This window comes from Labrenzia sp. THAF187b (genome assembly GCF_009363375.1).
GTDB lineage: Bacteria > Pseudomonadota > Alphaproteobacteria > Rhizobiales > Stappiaceae > Roseibium > Roseibium algicola.
On the sequence record NZ_CP045344.1, the window covers coordinates 1,696,231 to 1,713,286 of the forward strand.

Annotated in this window: 19 protein-coding genes; 9 read left to right on the forward strand and 10 right to left on the reverse strand. The window is 60.2% G+C overall.

All coding sequences use genetic code 11. From position 1 onward, the window contains the following. Positions 1–71 precede the first annotated feature (71 nt). The gene (gene thpR, locus FIV03_RS07790; RefSeq protein ID WP_023002705.1) at positions 72–608 is read left to right on the forward strand and encodes an RNA 2',3'-cyclic phosphodiesterase; all 537 of its coding nucleotides are present in this window, start codon (positions 72–74) and stop codon (positions 606–608) included. A gap of 430 nt (positions 609–1,038) precedes the next feature. Next, positions 1,039–3,003, forward strand: a complete 1,965-nt coding sequence (locus FIV03_RS07795) for a methyl-accepting chemotaxis protein (RefSeq protein ID WP_152509156.1) — start codon at positions 1,039–1,041, stop codon at positions 3,001–3,003. A 2-nt stretch (positions 3,004–3,005) separates the two neighbouring features. On the opposite strand, the gene FIV03_RS07800 is transcribed toward FIV03_RS07795, so the two are convergent. Continuing rightward, a complete protein-coding gene (locus tag FIV03_RS07800; RefSeq protein ID WP_324251986.1) occupies positions 3,006–4,181 on the reverse strand; it encodes a glycosyltransferase family 4 protein in 1,176 nt (391 codons plus the stop codon). Positions 4,182–4,225: 44 nt separating this feature from the next. On the opposite strand from FIV03_RS07800, the gene FIV03_RS07805 reads away from it, so the two are divergent. Next, positions 4,226–5,053 (forward strand): alpha/beta hydrolase, encoded by an 828-nt coding sequence (locus FIV03_RS07805; RefSeq protein WP_152509157.1) that lies wholly within the window; start codon positions 4,226–4,228, stop codon positions 5,051–5,053. Between the two features lie 10 nt (positions 5,054–5,063). On the opposite strand, the gene FIV03_RS07810 is transcribed toward FIV03_RS07805, so the two are convergent. After that, positions 5,064–5,705: a DNA-3-methyladenine glycosylase gene (locus tag FIV03_RS07810; RefSeq protein WP_152509158.1), complete on the reverse strand. Its 642-nt coding sequence runs from the start codon at positions 5,703–5,705 to the stop codon at positions 5,064–5,066. A 127-nt stretch (positions 5,706–5,832) separates the two neighbouring features. Between FIV03_RS07810 and gluQRS the strand changes: the two genes are divergently transcribed. Further along, a complete protein-coding gene (gene gluQRS / locus FIV03_RS07815) occupies positions 5,833–6,717 on the forward strand; it encodes a tRNA glutamyl-Q(34) synthetase GluQRS (RefSeq protein ID WP_152509159.1) in 885 nt (294 codons plus the stop codon). 12 nt (positions 6,718–6,729) lie between these two features. Here the strand turns inward: gluQRS and FIV03_RS07820 are convergent, their stop codons facing one another. Next, a complete protein-coding gene (locus FIV03_RS07820) occupies positions 6,730–7,704 on the reverse strand; it encodes an AEC family transporter (protein WP_152509160.1) in 975 nt (324 codons plus the stop codon). A gap of 176 nt (positions 7,705–7,880) precedes the next feature. On the opposite strand from FIV03_RS07820, the gene FIV03_RS07825 reads away from it, so the two are divergent. Next, positions 7,881–9,044, forward strand: coding sequence for a hybrid sensor histidine kinase/response regulator (locus FIV03_RS07825; RefSeq protein ID WP_152509161.1), 1,164 nt, complete (start codon positions 7,881–7,883; stop codon positions 9,042–9,044). Positions 9,045–9,063: 19 nt separating this feature from the next. On the opposite strand, the gene map is transcribed toward FIV03_RS07825, so the two are convergent. The 3 genes from map to FIV03_RS07840 all read right to left on the reverse strand — a co-directional run bounded on the left by map (position 9,064) and on the right by FIV03_RS07840 (position 10,762). Next, complete coding sequence (gene map, locus FIV03_RS07830; protein WP_152509162.1) at positions 9,064–9,834, reverse strand: type I methionyl aminopeptidase; 771 nt, start codon at positions 9,832–9,834, stop codon at positions 9,064–9,066. Position 9,835: 1 nt separating this feature from the next. Continuing rightward, on the reverse strand, positions 9,836–10,042 hold the full coding sequence (locus FIV03_RS07835) for a ParD-like family protein (RefSeq protein ID WP_152509163.1): 207 nt from the start codon (positions 10,040–10,042) through the stop codon (positions 9,836–9,838). Between the two features lie 117 nt (positions 10,043–10,159). Then, the gene (locus FIV03_RS07840) at positions 10,160–10,762 is read right to left on the reverse strand and encodes a 2-hydroxychromene-2-carboxylate isomerase (RefSeq protein WP_265733562.1); all 603 of its coding nucleotides are present in this window, start codon (positions 10,760–10,762) and stop codon (positions 10,160–10,162) included. Between the two features lie 156 nt (positions 10,763–10,918). Here FIV03_RS07840 and FIV03_RS07845 point away from each other — a divergent pair, with 156 nt between their 5' ends. Then, entirely contained in the window at positions 10,919–11,779 is an 861-nt protein-coding gene (locus FIV03_RS07845; protein ID WP_209009897.1) for a phosphatase PAP2 family protein, read from the forward strand. 8 nt (positions 11,780–11,787) lie between these two features. Here FIV03_RS07845 and FIV03_RS07850 read toward each other — a convergent pair whose 3' ends face one another. Together FIV03_RS07850 and FIV03_RS07855 are read right to left on the reverse strand one after the other, a co-directional pair. Beyond that, positions 11,788–12,048, reverse strand: coding sequence for a hypothetical protein (locus FIV03_RS07850; RefSeq protein WP_023002717.1), 261 nt, complete (start codon positions 12,046–12,048; stop codon positions 11,788–11,790). 120 nt (positions 12,049–12,168) lie between these two features. Next, a complete protein-coding gene (locus tag FIV03_RS07855; protein ID WP_152509164.1) occupies positions 12,169–12,627 on the reverse strand; it encodes a low molecular weight protein-tyrosine-phosphatase in 459 nt (152 codons plus the stop codon). A 134-nt stretch (positions 12,628–12,761) separates the two neighbouring features. On the opposite strand from FIV03_RS07855, the gene FIV03_RS07860 reads away from it, so the two are divergent. Further along, entirely contained in the window at positions 12,762–13,061 is a 300-nt protein-coding gene (locus FIV03_RS07860; protein ID WP_023002719.1) for a 4a-hydroxytetrahydrobiopterin dehydratase, read from the forward strand. Positions 13,062–13,099: 38 nt separating this feature from the next. On the opposite strand, the gene FIV03_RS07865 is transcribed toward FIV03_RS07860, so the two are convergent. Beyond that, positions 13,100–13,333, reverse strand: a complete 234-nt coding sequence (locus tag FIV03_RS07865; RefSeq protein WP_152509165.1) for a sulfurtransferase TusA family protein — start codon at positions 13,331–13,333, stop codon at positions 13,100–13,102. A gap of 286 nt (positions 13,334–13,619) precedes the next feature. On the opposite strand from FIV03_RS07865, the gene FIV03_RS07870 reads away from it, so the two are divergent. Next, entirely contained in the window at positions 13,620–14,417 is a 798-nt protein-coding gene (locus FIV03_RS07870) for an ABC transporter substrate-binding protein (protein WP_173013803.1), read from the forward strand. A gap of 56 nt (positions 14,418–14,473) precedes the next feature. Then, positions 14,474–15,025 carry a DUF924 family protein gene (locus FIV03_RS07875; RefSeq protein ID WP_152509167.1) on the forward strand — a complete coding sequence of 184 codons (552 nt, stop codon included), beginning with the start codon at positions 14,474–14,476 and terminating at the stop codon, positions 15,023–15,025. Positions 15,026–15,124: 99 nt separating this feature from the next. On the opposite strand, the gene FIV03_RS07880 is transcribed toward FIV03_RS07875, so the two are convergent. After that, positions 15,125–16,936 carry an amidohydrolase family protein gene (locus FIV03_RS07880; protein ID WP_152509168.1) on the reverse strand — a complete coding sequence of 604 codons (1,812 nt, stop codon included), beginning with the start codon at positions 16,934–16,936 and terminating at the stop codon, positions 15,125–15,127. Positions 16,937–17,056 lie beyond the last annotated feature (120 nt).

A 17,056-nucleotide genomic window follows, 5' to 3' on the forward strand; every position in this document is an offset into this window, starting at 1 on the left:
GCTTTTTGTCTTGCGATTTTCATGAAGTTGATTCCTCATGGGATTCATCAGCGACAGCGGAGGGAACACCCATGCCGCGCCTATTTACAGGCCTTGAGATTCCGTCCCAGACGGCACTCATGCTTTCGATGCTCCGGGGAGGCCTTCGGGGCGCCCGCTGGATTGATCCGGAGAACTACCACATCACCTTGCGCTTCATTGGCGACATCGACGACCGTACGGCCGACGAGATCGCCGCCGCGCTCGATCGTGTCCGCAGGGATCCGGTGGAAATCCGCCTCAACGGATTGGGCTCCTTCGGCAACGGCAAGCCGCATGCGGTCTGGGCCCGGGTTGAGCCGACCGCTCAACTTGCCGAATTGCAGGCCGAGCAGGAACGCATCATCCAGCGTTTGCATCTGCCGGCCGAGCGACGCAAGTATGTTCCGCATGTGACCCTTGCCCGTTGCAGGACCTCGACCAACGAGGACGTGGCCAAGTGGCTGAGCGAGCGCGGCAACTTCCAGGCGCAGCCCTTCATTGCCGGACGGTTCGTGCTGTTCTCGGCGAAATCGAGTGTCGGTGGCGGCCCCTACCTGGTGGAAGAGGCGTATCCGCTGGCGGCGTGACACCCTCGTTCTGATGGCGTGCACGGAACCAGAGGGTTTGCGTATCGGCTGCACGAACCCAAGCCTTTGCCGGTTTTGGCTCGCTTTTGGCTGAAACCCTGAAAAAGATTCCACCGACCCGACGCGAAAAAATGACGCACGCTGGCGTCTGTGCTCCATTTGTGATGGTCAAAAGTGACAGGAAGGCCCCGCGAATCTGTGCGGTTTTTGGGCAGGCCGGTATTCAGGAGCAGTGAAAAAGGCTGTTTTGCCTAAATAATAAGTTGAATGAATTCTCTGAATGGTTGAGTGACTTCAAGTATAAACCTATGGTTTGGAAGTTTAGTTGGCTCAGTATTCAAGTTGCGTAAAGGAAAATTAATGGCTTGAGCGTTTTGTGGGCGCACTGTGCAAGGCTCGACATGAGCTGCCCCAAAAAAACGAGACCATTATGAAGTTCTTTGCAGATCTGCCCATCGCGGTGCGTGTCGGAGCGCTGTCCGCGATCGCCGTGGTTGCCATTGGCGTATTGCTTGGTACGGCGCTTTACAGCCAGCAAATCGTGTCGCACGAAATCGACAATCTGGCTGAATACTCGCAAATGGACTTCAAGGTGTCGCAGGTTCAGGCTCATGCCCAGAACATGCAACGCAGCCAGAAGGACTTTCTTCTGAATAAGGACCTTGCCTTCGTGGAGGAATACAAGGCCGAGTTCGAGAAAGCCCAGAGCAACCTGAATGATGTCGATACGAAGCCGCAATCGGCTTCCATCACGGGCAACATCGCGACGCTTCGCAGCGTGCTGGATCAGCACAAGGCCAAGTTCGATGTTCTGACCGAAGAGCTTACCCGTATGGGGCTCGACGAAAGCACTGGTTTGCAGGGTTCCTTGCGCACCGCCGTGCATGACGTGGAAAGCAAGCTGGATGCCGCCAATCTGGACTCATTGACCGTCAAGATGCTGATGATGCGCCGTCATGAAAAAGATTTCATGCTGCGCGGTGACGAGAAATATATTGGCAGGATCGACGAACGGCGGGCCGAATTCGCCGATCTGCTGCCGAAAAGCGGGTTGTCCGACGCAGAGCAGGCTGAAATCGGCAAGCTGCTGGACACTTACCAGGCTTCCTTCAAGGCTTATGCCGAATTGTCCCTGAAGATCGCTGCCGACCTGGTCGAGATCGAAGCAATCTATGCCCAGGTCGCTCCGGAATGGGCGGTGATGTCTGAAGCGGCCTATGCGGGCAAGCTGGCTGCCGGGGAAGCGCTGGACACTGCCCAGGCCTTCTCCAAAACAACATTCCTGACCGTTTCCGCCATCGCATTGGTGCTGTCTATCGGGCTTGGCTGGCTGATCGGCCGCAGCATTACCAGGCCGGTGAAAACGCTTACCGGAACCATGGGAACGCTCGCTGGCGGATCCATCGACATCGACGTCCAGTACACCGACCGCAAGAGCGAGATCGGCAGCATGGCCCGCGCCGTGGAGGTTTTCCGCGCCAATGCCGTCCGGACCCGCGAACTGGAAGCGGAGCAGAAGGAACAGGCAGCAAGAACCGCCGCCGAGCAGAAGCGGATGATGATGGAGCTTGCCGACAGTTTCGAAAGTTCTGTTGGCGAAATCGTCCAGGCGGTATCGTCCTCGTCGTCCCAGCTGGAATCGAGCGCAAGTTCCATGAGCGCCACCGCCGAGCAGACCCAGCAACAATCCTCGAACGTTGCCGCGGCTGCCGAGCAGGCATCTGCCAACGTTCAGACCGTTGCCTCCGCAGCCGAAGAGCTGTCGTCGACGGTTTCGGAAATTTCCCGACAGGTCGCCCAGTCTTCAAATGTTGCTGCCACGGCAACGGCGGAAGCCAAGAAAACCAACGACCAGGTTCAGGGGCTCGCCGAAGCCGCTTCGCGCATCGGTGAAGTGGTGAAGCTCATTTCCGATATCGCCGAGCAGACAAATCTTCTGGCGCTCAATGCCACAATCGAAGCGGCCCGTGCGGGTGAGGCCGGCAAGGGATTTGCCGTCGTTGCGTCCGAAGTGAAGGAACTGGCCAGCCAGACGACCAAGGCGACCGAGGAAATCTCCCAGCAGATTTCCGGTGTCCAGTCGGCGACCCGTGACGCGGTTTCGGCTATCGACGGCATCACCAAGACGATCTTCGAGATCAACGAGATTGCCGGCGGGATCGCGGCGGCTGTCGAAGAGCAGGGCGCGGCAACCACCGAGATCGCGCGCAATGTACACGAAGCTTCCACCGGCACACGCGACGTGACACGCAACATCAGCAGCGTCAGCGAAGCAGCGACCCAGTCGGGGCATGCGGCGGAAGAACTGCAGGCGGCGTCCGGCACGCTTGCGAGCAATGCCCGGGCGCTTCAGGCGGAGGTCGACGGCTTCCTGGCACGCGTACGCGCCGGCTGAGATCAGGTGCCCAGCAGGCCGGCATAAACACCGAGCGTGCGGGCGCACATGGTTTCGACCGAGAAATTCTGGCGGACATGGGCGAGAGCCCGGTCCGCCATTTTGTTTTTCTCGTCCACGTCCTGGCCCAACACACGGACAATGGCATCCGCCAGAGCCTGAGGGTCGCCCGGTGCCACCCGCCAGCCGGTGCGTTCGCTTTCGGCCGTATCGGGCGGGGAGAGGACGGTTTCAGGTACCGCCCCGAGGTTGGAGACGATTACAGGCACCCTTGCGGCCTGTGCTTCAACTGCCGCCCGGCCGAAGGCTTCCGGTTCGACAGAAGCAACAATCGCAATATCGGCCAATGCCATGGCGGCGGGAACGTCGGCACAGTGACCGACGATCCGGACCTTGTCCTGCAGGCCGTTGTCGGCAATCAGCTTCTTCAACTCCGCCAGATATCCGTCACGACCCTGGGCATCGCCCGCCAGAATGGCGATCGGGTCGGACGGCAGCCTGTCTTGCAGAAGCGCCATCGCCTCGATCACGACACGCTGTCCCTTCCAGGCGGTCAGCCGGGCCATGTTGAGGAGTATCGGCCGTCCCATCGGGATGCCCCACTGGTCCTTCAATGCCTGCAGCCGCAGGGCGCTGACATTGTCGGGTAGCAGGCCTTTCAGATCGGATCCGCGCTGGATGACGGTGATCTTGCCTTTTGCGAACGGGTGCCGGTCTTCGATCAGACCGGATATGAAATGCGAATTGGCAATCACCGCATCCCCCCGTGCCATGACCGAATTGTACCAGCCCTTCAGCGCATTCGACTGGTTATAGGTGCCGTGGTAGGTGGTCACGAAAGGGGTTCTGGTGCGCCGTGCGGCCCAAAGGCACGACCATGCCGGAGCCCGGCTGCGAGCGTGAAGCAGACTGACCTTGCGTGTGGTCACGATCTCCGCCAGCCTGGCTGCATTCTTCCAGAGGGTCGCCGGGTTCTTCGACTTGACGGGCAGGACGATGTGTTCCGCGCCAAGGGCTTCCAGTTCCGGCACCATCTGGCCGCCCTGGCTTGCAACGAGAGCCTTTCCGCCGGCTTCCACCACCGCTTTGGCAACGTCCAGCGTCGTGCGCTCGGCGCCACCGGAGTTGAGATCCGGGATCACTTGCAAAATCGTGGTCTCAGAAGGCAGATGAACCAAATCGGATCTCCGGTGAACTGGTCAAGGCGGGGCGTCTGTGCCAAATGGCATGGACAGAAAACATCTATCAGAACGAGAGCCTTAATATGGGTGATTCCGAACCGCAATTCATCCAGATCGGAAAAAACGACGTGAAACGCCGGATTGCCGTGCGGAACGCGCCGGGTTCCGGGGCAAGTTCGTTACCCGGCATCTTGTGGTTGTCCGGGTTCAAGTCGGACATGTCCGGGACAAAAGCCGAGGCATTGGCCGAGGAAGGGGCACGAAACGGGCAGGGTGTGGTGCGGTTCGACTATTCCGGCCATGGCCTGTCGGGCGGCGATTTCGAAGATGCCTGTGTTTCCGACTGGCTGGAGGAGGCGCTTGCCGTTTTCGATGCTTGTTGCCCGGGCGAAACCGTATTGGTCGGGTCCTCCATGGGCGGGTGGCTCGCCTTGTTGCTGGCGCTCGCCCGCAAGAACTCTGGCCGTATCAAGGGGCTGGTTCTGATCGCCCCGGCGGTTGATTTTACCGAAGAGCTGATGTGGAAGCAGCGCTTCAGCGATGAGATCCGTGCCGCCATTCTTGCCGATGGCCGCTGGGAGCAGCCTTCCGCCTATAGCGACGCGCCCTATGTGATCACGCGCAAGCTGATCGAAGATGGCCGCAATCACCTACTTTTCGGGACGCCGCTTCATCTTGGTGCTCCCGTTACGATCCTGCAGGGCGCGCAGGACCCGGATGTGCCGGAAAGTCATGCACGCCGCCTGGTTGAGGCCTTGCCGCTGGACGATGTCACCTTTTCGCTGGTGCCGGATGGCGATCATCGTCTGTCCCGGCCGGAGGACATTGATCTTCTGTTGCGGGCCGTTGCGGACATGTCGGCCCGATAGGGACCACACCCTAGACCGGCAGGGTTTCCCGGCCCTGTTTTTTCACCTTGTACCAAGCCCAGAAGAGACGGGCGGCAACGGCGCGGTGCGGTGTCCAGGCCTCGGCGATGACGTCGAGTTCTTTTGGTGCCGGACGTTCTGCGAGGCCGAGGGACTCCTGAACCGCGACTTGCAAGGCCAGGTCGCCGCTCGGGAAGACATCAGGATGTCCCGCGCAGAACAGCAGGAAGATATCCGCGGTCCAGCGGCCGATGCCCTTTATCTCGCATAATGCGCGGTGGGCTTCATCCGCCGGGGCCTGTGCCAGATGAGCAAGGTCGAGACCGTTGCCGCAAGCTTCTGTCAGCGCGCGTAAGGTCCGGATTTTCGGTCGGGACAGGCCGGCGCCTGCCAGTTCCCCGTCGGTGAAGGTTGCGAGGTTTTCTGCCGTCAGCGGCGCAATCAGCACCTGAAGGCGCGCGAAGATGGCAGCCGCGCTGGCAACCGACACCTGCTGTCCGGTGACAATCTGTGCAAGACCTTCAAAATCGGCCGCGCGGCGGCGCAAGGGGATCGGACCTGCTGTTCCTGCAATTTCCTGCAGGCGCGGGTCGAGACGGATCAGTGCCTTGAGACCGGCTTCGATGTCTTCTTTTGTGGCAATCGGGGTCATGTCGGCGGGGCTTGTCCGGAGATGTCTTGAACTGCCGGGCGATACTGTCTCTTGCGCGGCGGCTGGGGAATGATAGGTAGGACTTCACTCATCAGCCCGCTCCGCGTCAACAGCCTTTGCCGATCTCATGACCCATCCCGTATTCCGCTTTGCTCCTTCACCCAATGGGCACTTGCATCTGGGGCATGCGCTTTCGGCTCTCCTGAACGCGCGTGCAGCTGTTGCGCTCAGTGGCCGGTTTCTCGTGCGGGTGGAAGACATCGACCAGACCCGGTGCACGCCGGACCTGGAACGGGAGATGTTCGAGGATCTCGCCTGGTTGGGCGTGCCGCTCGATGAGCCCGTGTTGCGCCAATCGGAAAATTTTCCGCAATACCGGGCAGCCCTGGAAAAGTTGCAGGACATGGGCCTGGTTTATCCCGCCTATCTGACCCGTGCTGAAATCAAGGCGTTCGTTTCTGCCAAGGAAGCTAATGGAGAAAGCTGGCTGCGGGATCCCGACGGTGCGCCGCTTTATCCTGGCGATGCCGCAGTTCTTTCGCCGGAAGAGCACAGGAGCCGGGCGGCCAGCGATGCACCGTTCTCACTGCGTCTCGACATGCAGCGCGCCCTCGCGCAGATCGGAAGGGCACTGTCGTGGCAGGAAACGGGGGCGGAAGGCGAAAGTCTGTTTGCCGAACCTGTCGCGGTGCCTGTCGAGGCGGCAGCGTGGGGTGATGTGATCCTTGCCCGCAAGGACACGCCTACGAGCTATCATCTGTCGGTGGTGGTCGATGATGCCAGGCAGGGCATCACCGATGTGCTGCGCGGACAGGACCTTTATCACGCGACCAGCGTGCACAGGGTCCTGCAGGAACTGCTCGGCCTGCCGTCACCGGTCTACCGGCATCATAGGCTCGTCCTGGGGGCGGACGGGCGCAAGCTCTCGAAGTCCAGCAAGGACACCAGTCTCCGGTCGTTGCGTGAGGCCGGCATGACCCATGCCGAATTGCGCAAGAGGATCGGGCTTTAGCGCATTCAAGGCTTAGCGCAGGCTCATGCCGAACCAATGGTCCAGGAACCAGATCCACAAGCTGGCTGTAACGATGGCGCAGAGCGTGGTCATGGTGATCGCATTTGCGGACATGGAATGGCCGGTGCCGTAGCGGTTGGCGAAAATATAGGCGTTCACACCTGTCGGGCAGCTGGCCGTCAAGGTCGCAACGGCTGTCCACAGAGGCGGCAGATGGAACACGAAAGCCCCGAAACAAAAAACGACGATCGGCATCAGCAGCATCTTGATGATGCTGAGGATCAGTCCTGGCACGATATTGCCGCGCATGCCGTATTGCACGAGGCTCATGCCAAGTGACAGCAGTGACAGAGGCAGCGCCGTGGCGGCGATGCGGCTGATAACGTCGAGACCGATCTCCGGCAGCTCCAGGCCTGTCTGCCGCCAAACAAAGGCGGCGACGATGGTGACGACGAGGGGGTTCTTTACCAGGCTTTTCCCGGCTCCCATCAACAGTTGGGAAATGGGAGGGGAGGCCGTGCCGTTGTCGATCGCAGCTGCCCGCTCCATCATCACCGCCATCAGCACCGTCATCGTGGCCAGGTGGATCGAGATGATCAGCAGCAGCGGGGCCAGGCCTTCGTCGCCGTATACCGAGGCGACCAGCGGCAGACCGACCAGAATCGTGTTGGCGAAGGCGGCGGATATCCCGCCGATCGCGCTTGCCCGGGCATCACGGCCGAAACCCTTGCGAATGATCAGCGATCCGAGCAGCCAGGCAAAGCCGACGCCGATGAAGTAGGTTGCCCAGAGCGCCAGCGGAACACCCGCGCTCAGGTCAGCGCCGATCAGCGATCGGAAGATCAGCACCGGGATCGCCACGATATAGACGAACTGCCCGAGTGCTTCGCTGATGCTCTGGTTCAGAATGCGGGTTTTGGCGAGGCAGTAGCCAATGCCGATCAGCAGGAAAACCGGGGCGACGATCGTAAGTGTTTGAGCAAGCATCTATGCGGCAACCCGAAGGCTGTTTCCGGTTGATTTGGGACTGGGTGCAGGTGGATGCCGGTCTGGATGGACAGCGGCCACACGGCAAGGTAAGCAGAATTTCGACCAACTTGGCTTTTTGGCGCGTGTCTGGCAAGCCCGGTTGAGACCCATTCAGGCGAAGGATCTCCGGCCGCATGGCAAATCATGACGAGGACAGCGTCAAACTTGCGCTTCTGGCCCACGATCTCAGAACGCCGCTTGCCGCTATGCGCCTGACGGCGGAGCTGATCGGCACCGGTCCGCTGAACGGGACACAGAAGGATCAACTGTCGATCCTCATTCGCTCCATCGATGCACTTACGCAGATGACGGGCGAGCTTGTCACGGCTGCCGAACCGGGATCGCAAGCGGAAACAAGACCCAGTCGGATCGCCGATGTTGTTTCGGAAATCGCCGACCTCTTTCAGGTCGCGGCCGAAGCAAAAAAACTGACCTTGACCCTAAAAATAGATGACGAGGCCCGCGAGGCGGTGACATCAAGTGGCGGGACACTGCGCCGTGTGATCACGACATTGCTGGACAATGCCGTCAAATACACTGCTGAGGGCGGGGTCACGGTTGAGGTTCGCGCAGCCGGCCACAAATCGGAGGATGCATCCGGTCAGGGCAATCCTTCCTCCATCCTGATTTCCGTTGCAGACAGCGGCCCCGGCATCGAGCCTGAAGAAGGTGCACGGCTGTTCCGGCCCTTCGTCCGGGGCCGGCACGGCCGGGAAACCGCGCCTGGAACGGGTCTTGGTCTGTGGGGGACGGCGCAGTTCGTCCGGGACATGAATGGCCGGTTGACACTGGCGCGTTCCGAGACCGGCGGCAGCCGGTTCAATGTGGAAATTCCGCTCGGCGAGGGCGATGACGGCCTGTTGCTGGCCGAGGCAGACCAGCATGGAACGTCGGCAACGTCCGACGATGCGTCAGTCACCGGGCCTTTGTCAGCGCATGTGCTAATTGTCGATGACAACGAGACCAATTGCCGTCTGCTGGCAGCGCTGCTGGAGTCCTTCGGCATTTCGTCGGAAGCCGCCAGATCGGGCGAGCAGGCTGTCGGTCTCGTTCAAAAGAGCGACTTCGATGCCGCGTTGCTCGATCTGCACATGCCCGGCATGAGCGGTGTCGAAACGGCCGAGGCACTCGGATCTCTGCGCCCTGACCTGCCGCTGATTGCCGTGACAGCGGCTCTGGAGTCTGTTGGCGACACGCGTTTGCGGGATGCGGGGTTCCGGGAAATCCTGACAAAACCCCTGTCACCTGCCGCCCTTTTCGAGGCGATGAAACAGGCGAGCGGACGCAGGGCGGGCTGAGGGCCACACCTTGCAGCCTCTATCCTGTCAGGGCCGTTTCATCTCGGCGCAGGGTCAGAACCTCGACACCGTCGGCGGTAACGGCGACCGTGTGTTCGAACTGCGCGGACAGCTTGCCGTCTTTGGTCACGACCTTCCAGCCGTCCTCTTCGGTTGAAACCCGGCTGGTGCCCTGGTTGATCATCGGCTCGACGGTGAAGACCATGCCTTCGCGCAATCTCATACCCGTTCCGCGCCGTCCGAAATTCAGCACGTTGGGCTCCTCGTGCATTTCACGGCCGATGCCGTGCCCGCAATAGTCGCGCACCACCGAGTAACCGTTCTTCTTGGCGTGTTTTTCGATTGCGTAGCCGATATCGCCCAGACAGGCGCCCGGCTTTACCTGCTCGATCCCTTTCCACATCGCTTTCTGGGCAACACGCACCAGCCGCCTTGCGGCCGCACTGGCGTTTCCGACAACATAGGTCTTGCTGGAATCGGCAATGAAGCCGTCCTTTTCGAGCGTGATATCCAGATTGATGATGTCGCCGTCGCGGATGATCTCGTTCCGGTCCGGAATGCCGTGGCAGACGACCTGGTTGATCGAGCAATTCAGCACAAATTCAAAGCCGTATTGCCCCTTGCTGGCCGGACGGGCGGCAAGGTCCTCGGTTATGAAACGCTCCACCATGTCGTTGACAGCGAGTGTCGACATTCCGGCAAGGTCAACGCCATCGAGCATTTCGAAGACGGAGGCAAGCAACCTGCCCGAGTTGCGCATGAGTTCCAGTTCTTCCGGGGTCTTGACCATGTCAGGCAACCGCCGCCTCTGTTGAGGGAGCCTGCGCTGCGTCGAGCTGCATCTTGATGATGTCGCTGAAGGACAGGGTCGGGTTGGCCTCGGCCAGCATGCCGATCTTCATCCAGAATTCGGCCTGCGCATTGATGGAGCGGCACATGACGGTGCTGGCCCGGCGGATTTCCTCGTGCAGACCCTCGTCGATCTTGACGATGCCCATGACTGTCTCCCGAAATGGATGGTTATATGAAACGTATATGTTTCGTATATAGCCTTCGATCTCGGATCCCGCAAGCCGGGTTTTGAGTTGGGATATCGGATGAATGCGATGCGGTCTTCAGGCGTCCGTTTCAACCAGGTTTCCGGCTGCCTCGAGGGCCTGTTCCAGCCGGTCGTCGCCCCAGTAGAGGTCTCCGCCTGGAATGACGAAACTCGGTGCGCCGAAGATGCCGAGTTTCTCGGCTTCGGTAACGGCCGCGCGCAGGCTTATCTTGTTTTCCCGGCTTTGGGCGGTTGACAGGGCCGTCCGGGCCGGGGCACCGATTTCCAGCAGCAGTTCGGCCATCAGGCTTTCGTCGGCGATGTTCAGCCCCTGTCCGAATTCAGCGATAAAGACCGCACGGGTAAAGGCCCCTATCCAGGGCTGGTTCTGTGCTGCGTGTGCGATCCTGGCGGCCAGCAGCGCGTCCTGGGGAAAGGGAGACGGCAAAGTGAACGGCAGGCCGTATTGTCTGCAGAGCCGTTCCATGTCGCGCCACATGTAGTGGCCCTTGGCGGGATACAGGTTGAAGGGAGAGGTGGGCCAGCCCTGCTTCTTGAAGATCGGACCGAGCAAAAATGGCCGCCAGGCGATCTCAACGCCATAGTCGCTTGCCAGTGTTTCGATCCGCATGGCCGAGAGATAGCTGTAGGTGGATGCAAACTCGTACCAGAATTCCACCACCGGTTTCCGGTCCTGCCGCAATGACACTATATTCGTGCCGGTAGGGGCCGCAGGCGGCTGACTGTTTTTCACATTCCGCATCTCCGCAAAATCTGAACCGGCCGGTTTCAGGAAGGGATTGGATCGGGCAATCGGATGCGTTAAAGAGCAGCCATGACGCAAACCCAGCCCCAGCAGCATAATCCCAAGACCGGACTGAGCAAACTATCCATCTGGTGCATTAACCATTCGATGGTGTGCGTTGGGCTTTATATCTGCCTTGTGTCCCTGTTCTTTCTGGCCTTTCCCGGTGTCGATCTCTGGGCGAGCGGGCTTTTCCATTTTGGCGATGAGGGCTTCAAGGCCGAGAACGTCGCGTTCTTGCGCGATGTCCGGCACCTTGGACCGTTTCTTGTCCGGGTGATCGCCATCGTCTGCGTGGCGGTTCTGCTCATCAAGCTGCTGGTGCCGGGCCGTCAGCCGCTGATGCCACTGCGTCAGCCGGTGTTCCTGCTGTCGACGCTGATCCTTGGACCGGGGGTTCTGGTCAACCTGATCCTGAAAGACAACTGGGGCCGCCCGCGGCCCCGCAATGTCGAGATCTTCGGTGGGGATCTGCCGTACCAGCCGGTCTGGAAAATCTCGAACTATTGCGACAGCAACTGTTCTTTCGTGTCCGGGGAAGGGTCGGCTGCCATGTGGCTGGTGGCAGCAGTTACCTTGCTGGTGCCCGCAACCTGGCGCAAGGGCGCGCTCGTCTTTCTGATCCCGCTCGGCCTGATCCTGTCAGCCAACCGGGTGGCTTTCGGCGGGCACTTCCTGTCCGATACGCTGTTGTCCTGGGGCGTGACGCTGCTCCTGATCCTGGCGATCCACCACCTGCTTTATCGCAAGACCCCGCCGCTGGTGAGCGATCGCCAGCTTGACGAGTGGTTCACCGTGAAGGGGCGGCGCCTGCAGCGGGTGTTGCAACGGCTGGCGGTTCGGGCCCGACGGGCACTTCGCGGCATCGGTCGCGTATTTGCCGAACGCTGACAAACACTCTACTTCTTGCGTGGTCTTGTGCGTTTCAGGATGCGGGCAAAGCGCAAGGGCGAGCGGTCTTCCACCCAGGTAATGGCATCGTTGAGCGGCGGCGTCTTGCGTCTTCGGCTGCGCAACATGCGTGCCGCACTCCGGTTCGTGCCGACAATGACAATCATGCCGAGCGCAAGCAGGGGGACGCCGGTCGGGATCGGCAGCCAGACCGTTACCAGCCCGGCCAGGATCAGCGCAGCCGCAAGAGACCACCACAGAATTTTCATATTGGTGCCAAGGAAGTCGTGCAGATCAGACACCCATACACCGGTGTCTGAGACGGATTTATGAACCCGTGCCCGGCAATCCCCGGCTTGTCATGTGTTCAAGCAGCGTGCCTGGCTTTGTCAGGCGCTCGTCGTCAGGTCCTGAAAGAGACGTTGACCACCAGTCCGCACGAGCTGGTACACCTGTTCAAAGCCGTCCGGGCCGCCGTAGTAGGGATCGGGAACATCCTGCGGCGGTCTGTTCAAAAGCAATCGAAGCCGGGGGCTGCTCGCTCCGCCCATGCGTTTGAGGGCCGCGAGATTGTCCCTGTCCATGGCGACGATGGTGTCGAAGCGGCGGAAATCATCTGCCCGCACCTGCCGTGCCCGTTGGGCGGAGATATCGACCTCATGCCGCGCGGCTATCTCGATGGAGCGTGGGTCCGGCGGATTGCCGATGTGCCAGGCACCGGTTCCCGCGCTATCGACCACGAAACTGTCTGCCAGCCCTGCCTCCTGCACGATATCCCGGAAAACGCCTTCCGCAAGTGGCGACCGGCAGATGTTGCCAAGGCAAACGAAGAGGACGGCGTGGGGCAAGCGGATTATCCTTGAAATAGACGCCAAGTGGATGCTGGCAGCCCGCCATTGGGCTGACACAGAACTGGATTAGGTGCACGGCAGGCAGGCGGCTCGTTTTCGAGCCGGGCCGTTACGCAAAACAGGAGGACCAGATGGTTGAACGACTGAAGCCGGAAGACCGCGCCGCCGGATTGAACGATCTGCCGGGCTGGCACATGTGCGAAGACCGGGAGGCGATATCGAAATCCTTCAAGTTTCACAATTTCCGCGAAGCCTTTGCCTTCATGACCCAGATCGCGCTGGTGGCGGAAAAGATGAACCACCATCCCGAATGGTTCAATGTCTATCGCAGTGTCGATATCACCCTGTCGACCCATGATGTTGGCGGTCTCAGCAAACTGGACCTGCAGCTCGCAGCGGACATCGACAAGATTGCCGGAAAGATGCAGTGACACTTCAAGCCGGGTACTAAGTACGGTTGTTTGTTGATCTAGCCGCCCTTGGTCAGCACGAACCGGTGGCCGCCCTCTGTGCGCTCTGCCTCCAGCAAGGTATGGCCCTGCTCGTTGCAGAAATGGGGAATGTCGATTTCCGCCATCGGGTCCGTGGTCAAAACGGTCAGTTGCTCGCCGCTGGATAACCGGGTGAGGGCCTTGCGGGTCTTGAGCACGGGCAGCGGGCATTTCAGGCCCTTCAGATCGAGTGTCGTTCCGGTCGTCAACAAAGTCTCCGTTTCAGGGGCGCCGGTGGCGGGTCGAATTTTCTTCCCTTTGTTGGCCATTCATACAAGATTAGGAAGTCAAAACTAGCCTGATTTGCCGGTGTCACTGGTGTGCAGGGATGAAAACCGTCCCAGGCGGCAGGCCAGGTGGGTCCGGTTCCGGAATGACGGCTGTCGCAAAGGCGCACCCGCAATCCGCCGGCAGGGTTTAACTGCGAGAAACGGCTTCTTCAAAGGCGCGGGACGATTGCATGGTGCAGGAATGAAAGCAGGACTCCGGAGCGCAATCATGCTTGCGGCCGCGGCCCTTTCGCTTGTTGCCGGCCCGGCAAAGGCAGACCCCGCCGAAATCCAGATCGTCACCCAGAGTTTCGCACCGTTGCAATGGGACAACGCGGGCAAACCGGACGGTTATGTCACTGCCTACATGCTCGAAGTTGCCAGGCGGGTCGGAGAAACGATCACGTTGAAGATCGGCGCTTACGAGTTCCTGCCCTGGAAGCGGGCAATGCTCCTGGCCGAAACCATGCCGAATGTGCTTTTCTTCTCGCTGTCGCGAACGCCGGAGCGGGAAGACAAATTCATCTGGCTGGGCGAGGTCTCGCCCTATGGGCAGAATTTCTACCAGCTCTCGACCCGACCGAAGATCGAAGTCGACGCGGTCGAGGATCTGCGTGATCTCAACCTGAGGATCGGCGTTCAGGACGGTTCCAATCTACTTTCCTACCTGAAACAGCTCGGGTTCGAGGAAACCGGGAACCTGGTACCGATCACCGATTTTCACCAGGGCATCGAGATGCTCTACCTGGAGCGGATCGATGTGCTGCCGCTGACTGGGTTCCTGGCTGAGGCCAGCGCCTGCAAGCAGGGATATGACGGCGGCCTCCTGCAGCCGGTGGTCTTTGTCGAAGCACTTGCCAACCCGCTGTGGGCCGTGTTCAGCCAGGGAACGGATCCCGCGCTGGTCGAGGCGTTCAGGCAGGAAATGTCCGCCCTGAAAGACAGCGGCTTTCTGGACGCCCGGACACGGCAACACCAGGTCAACTGGCAGACATTGGCCTGCGGTGCGTTGACAGCGGGCAAGTGAAGCTGGCAGGAACGGATCGCACCCGTTCCACTCCTTCATCTCCGGAAATTGCCGCCATGACAGACCAGCCGATCACCTCCCTCGACGTTCTCGATTTCTGGTGGAACGCCGGGCCGGCGAAATGGTTCGCAAAGGACGACAAGTTCGACAAGTTGTGCCGGGACAGGTTCCTGGCCGCTATCGAGGATGCGGCTGAGGGCAAGCTCGATGGTTGGGCGGATACGGCCGATGGCGCGCTCGCGCTGCTGATCCTGCTTGACCAGTTCCCGCGCAATGTCTTCCGCGGCAGCCCCAAGGCTTTCCGGGCTGACCCGAAGGCCGTAGAGGTCGCCGAAAAAGCGCTTGATCGTGGTTTTGACAGGGCGTTTCCCAAAGAGGCGCGCGGCTTTTTCTACCTGCCGTTCGAACACGCAGAAGACATGGCGCATCAGGAAAGGTCTGTTGACCTGTGCCGCGTCCTTGGCGACACGGAACTCTATCACTATGCGCTGATCCACCTCGACGTCATCCGCCGCTTCGGCCGCTTTCCGCATCGCAATGCCGTTCTCGGCCGGCAATCGACACCGGAAGAGGTCGCCTATCTGGAAAGCGGCGGCTTCTCAGCCTGAGGGTCTGCCGGGAGCTGCTTCTGGGGCGGAGGCATTGACCTGGTTTCTCTGTCTTCAGGACGGTCTTGGAAGGCCGTCCCGACGCAGCGTACGGTCTGCTTACTGATTGGAAGCGCCGCTCAAGCCGTCATACATCGCATGCATCAGGTGATGCGCTGCTTCCGGATTGCCAAAGACCGGAAATTGCGGGGAGAGGTCGCCCCGACGGCTGTCTTGCTGTGCGTCATAGACCAGATTGCCGCCTTTCACGGTCCCTTCGATCTTTATCCCGGCCAGCTTCTCCGGATCGATCGCCGTCGGGTCTTCGGACAGCAGAACGAAATCGGCCAGCTTGCCGACTTCGATCGACCCCTTGTCGTTTTCCTCGAATTGTTGCCATGCGGGCCAGATGGTCATGGCTTTCAAGGCGGTCATGACGTCTACCCGCTGGCTCGGGCCAAGGATGTCGCCCGACCGGGTGCGCCGTGTGACCGTCGCTGAGAGAATACGCATGCTGTCCGGGAAAGCGACGGGCGCATCGTGATGGGAGCCGAACTTCATGCCACGTTCGCGTACCCACCCTGTTGGTGAAATATTGTCCGCGTTCACCGGGCCGACCGTATGGTCTCTGTGCCAATCGCCCCAATAGAAGGTGTGCATGGGGAACAGGGACATGAAAACGCCAAGCCGCTTGTAGCTGTCCACCTGGTCTTCACGCAGGAACTGGCCGTGGATGAGCACCGGCCGGTTGCCGGGGTCTCCATATTTTTTCTGAGCCGCGCCAATGGCGGCAATCAGCATGTCGGAGGCGCCTTCGCCATTGGCGTGCGTAATGATCTGGATGCCGTTTTCGTAGCACCAGTTCACGGCGTCCTGAACCTTTTCCATCGTCACCGAAGCATAACCGGCATAACCGGGAGGATAATCGCCGACGGGATCGTAGTAGGGCCGGTCTCGCAAGGCGGTAAAGCCTTGCGGTGAGCCGTCGATTGTCAGCTTGCATCCGCCCACGCGCACTTTGCCTTCATATTCGCGCGAAACATGCTGGGCGATGTAGTCCTTCGCTTCGAGCACGTCGGGATAGGCGATAACGTCAACCGGAAGACCCTTGTCCGCGTCGACCGCCTTCAAGGCTTCGACCACCGCCCCGGAAGAGCGGCCATCCTGCGCGGTCGTATATCCGTAGCGCATCCAGAGGTCTGCTCCGGCTTCTGCGAAAGCAGACAGTCCTTCCGGCCCCAGAGTTCCGAGTAGCGGGATGAGCACATTGAAAAAGGCATATTCTTCAAGAACGCCATTGGGAGTTCCATCCGATGTGCGCTGAATGACACCGCCTTCCGGATTTTCGGTCGAGGCGGTGATCCCTGCGAGTTCGAGCGCCTTGGAATTGGCAACACCGAGGTGGCCTGACTGATGCACGATCACGATCGGGACTTCCGTCGAGACCGCGTCGAGATCCTCACGGGTAGGGTGGCGGAGTTCGGCCAGTTGTGCGTTGTCGTAGCCGAAGCCGATGATCATCTTCACCTTGTCGACTGTCGCAGCGTTCTTCACCGCCCAGGCTTTCAGCGTTGCCTGCAAGCTGGCGATATCCGTGACGTCGCCATCCGGCGGCGCAAGCAAGTTCGCCGAAAGGGCCTGAATTCCGCCCATTACCACGTGTCCGTGGCTATCTACGAACCCCGGTAGCATCGTCCGGCCGTTCAAATCGAACGCCTCCGTCGTTTCGCCTTTAAAGGTCGAAATATCGGCCAACGTTCCTGCCGCCAGTATTCGCCCGTCTTTCACCGCGACGGCTTCAACCTTCGGCTGACTGTCATTGATGGTCAGGATGGGGCCGCCGGAATAGATGGTGTCGGCCACGTCCTGCGCGTTCGCAAGACCCGGCAAGAAGGAAAGGGCGATGGCCGCTAGCTTGGCACTGTGTCTCATTTCTACCTCTGCCGGTTGGTCCGTTGGGATGGGGTCGTTGAAAAGGCAGAGCAACTAATGGCTGCATCTGCCGGGGTTACTTCTGAAAAGTATACTCCAGGATCCCGAACAAGCTCGAAC

Excerpts from the sequence above, each read along its gene's own strand:
- thpR (WP_023002705.1), top strand. The coding sequence starts at position 72 with ATGCCGCGCCTATTTACAGGCCTTGAGATTCCGTCCCAGACGGCACTC.
- FIV03_RS07795 (WP_152509156.1), top strand. The coding sequence starts at position 1,039 with ATGAAGTTCTTTGCAGATCTGCCCATCGCGGTGCGTGTCGGAGCGCTG.
- FIV03_RS07805 (WP_152509157.1), top strand. The coding sequence starts at position 4,226 with ATGGCATGGACAGAAAACATCTATCAGAACGAGAGCCTTAATATGGGT.
- FIV03_RS07810 (WP_152509158.1), bottom strand. The coding sequence starts at position 5,705 with ATGACCCCGATTGCCACAAAAGAAGACATCGAAGCCGGTCTCAAGGCA.
- gluQRS (WP_152509159.1), top strand. The coding sequence starts at position 5,833 with ATGACCCATCCCGTATTCCGCTTTGCTCCTTCACCCAATGGGCACTTG.
- FIV03_RS07820 (WP_152509160.1), bottom strand. The coding sequence starts at position 7,704 with ATGCTTGCTCAAACACTTACGATCGTCGCCCCGGTTTTCCTGCTGATC.
- FIV03_RS07825 (WP_152509161.1), top strand. The coding sequence starts at position 7,881 with ATGGCAAATCATGACGAGGACAGCGTCAAACTTGCGCTTCTGGCCCAC.
- map (WP_152509162.1), bottom strand. The coding sequence starts at position 9,834 with ATGGTCAAGACCCCGGAAGAACTGGAACTCATGCGCAACTCGGGCAGG.
- FIV03_RS07835 (WP_152509163.1), bottom strand. The coding sequence starts at position 10,042 with ATGGGCATCGTCAAGATCGACGAGGGTCTGCACGAGGAAATCCGCCGG.
- FIV03_RS07845 (WP_209009897.1), top strand. The coding sequence starts at position 10,919 with ATGACGCAAACCCAGCCCCAGCAGCATAATCCCAAGACCGGACTGAGC.
- FIV03_RS07850 (WP_023002717.1), bottom strand. The coding sequence starts at position 12,048 with ATGAAAATTCTGTGGTGGTCTCTTGCGGCTGCGCTGATCCTGGCCGGG.
- FIV03_RS07860 (WP_023002719.1), top strand. The coding sequence starts at position 12,762 with ATGGTTGAACGACTGAAGCCGGAAGACCGCGCCGCCGGATTGAACGAT.
- FIV03_RS07870 (WP_173013803.1), top strand. The coding sequence starts at position 13,620 with ATGCTTGCGGCCGCGGCCCTTTCGCTTGTTGCCGGCCCGGCAAAGGCA.
- FIV03_RS07875 (WP_152509167.1), top strand. The coding sequence starts at position 14,474 with ATGACAGACCAGCCGATCACCTCCCTCGACGTTCTCGATTTCTGGTGG.
- FIV03_RS07880 (WP_152509168.1), bottom strand. The coding sequence starts at position 16,936 with ATGAGACACAGTGCCAAGCTAGCGGCCATCGCCCTTTCCTTCTTGCCG.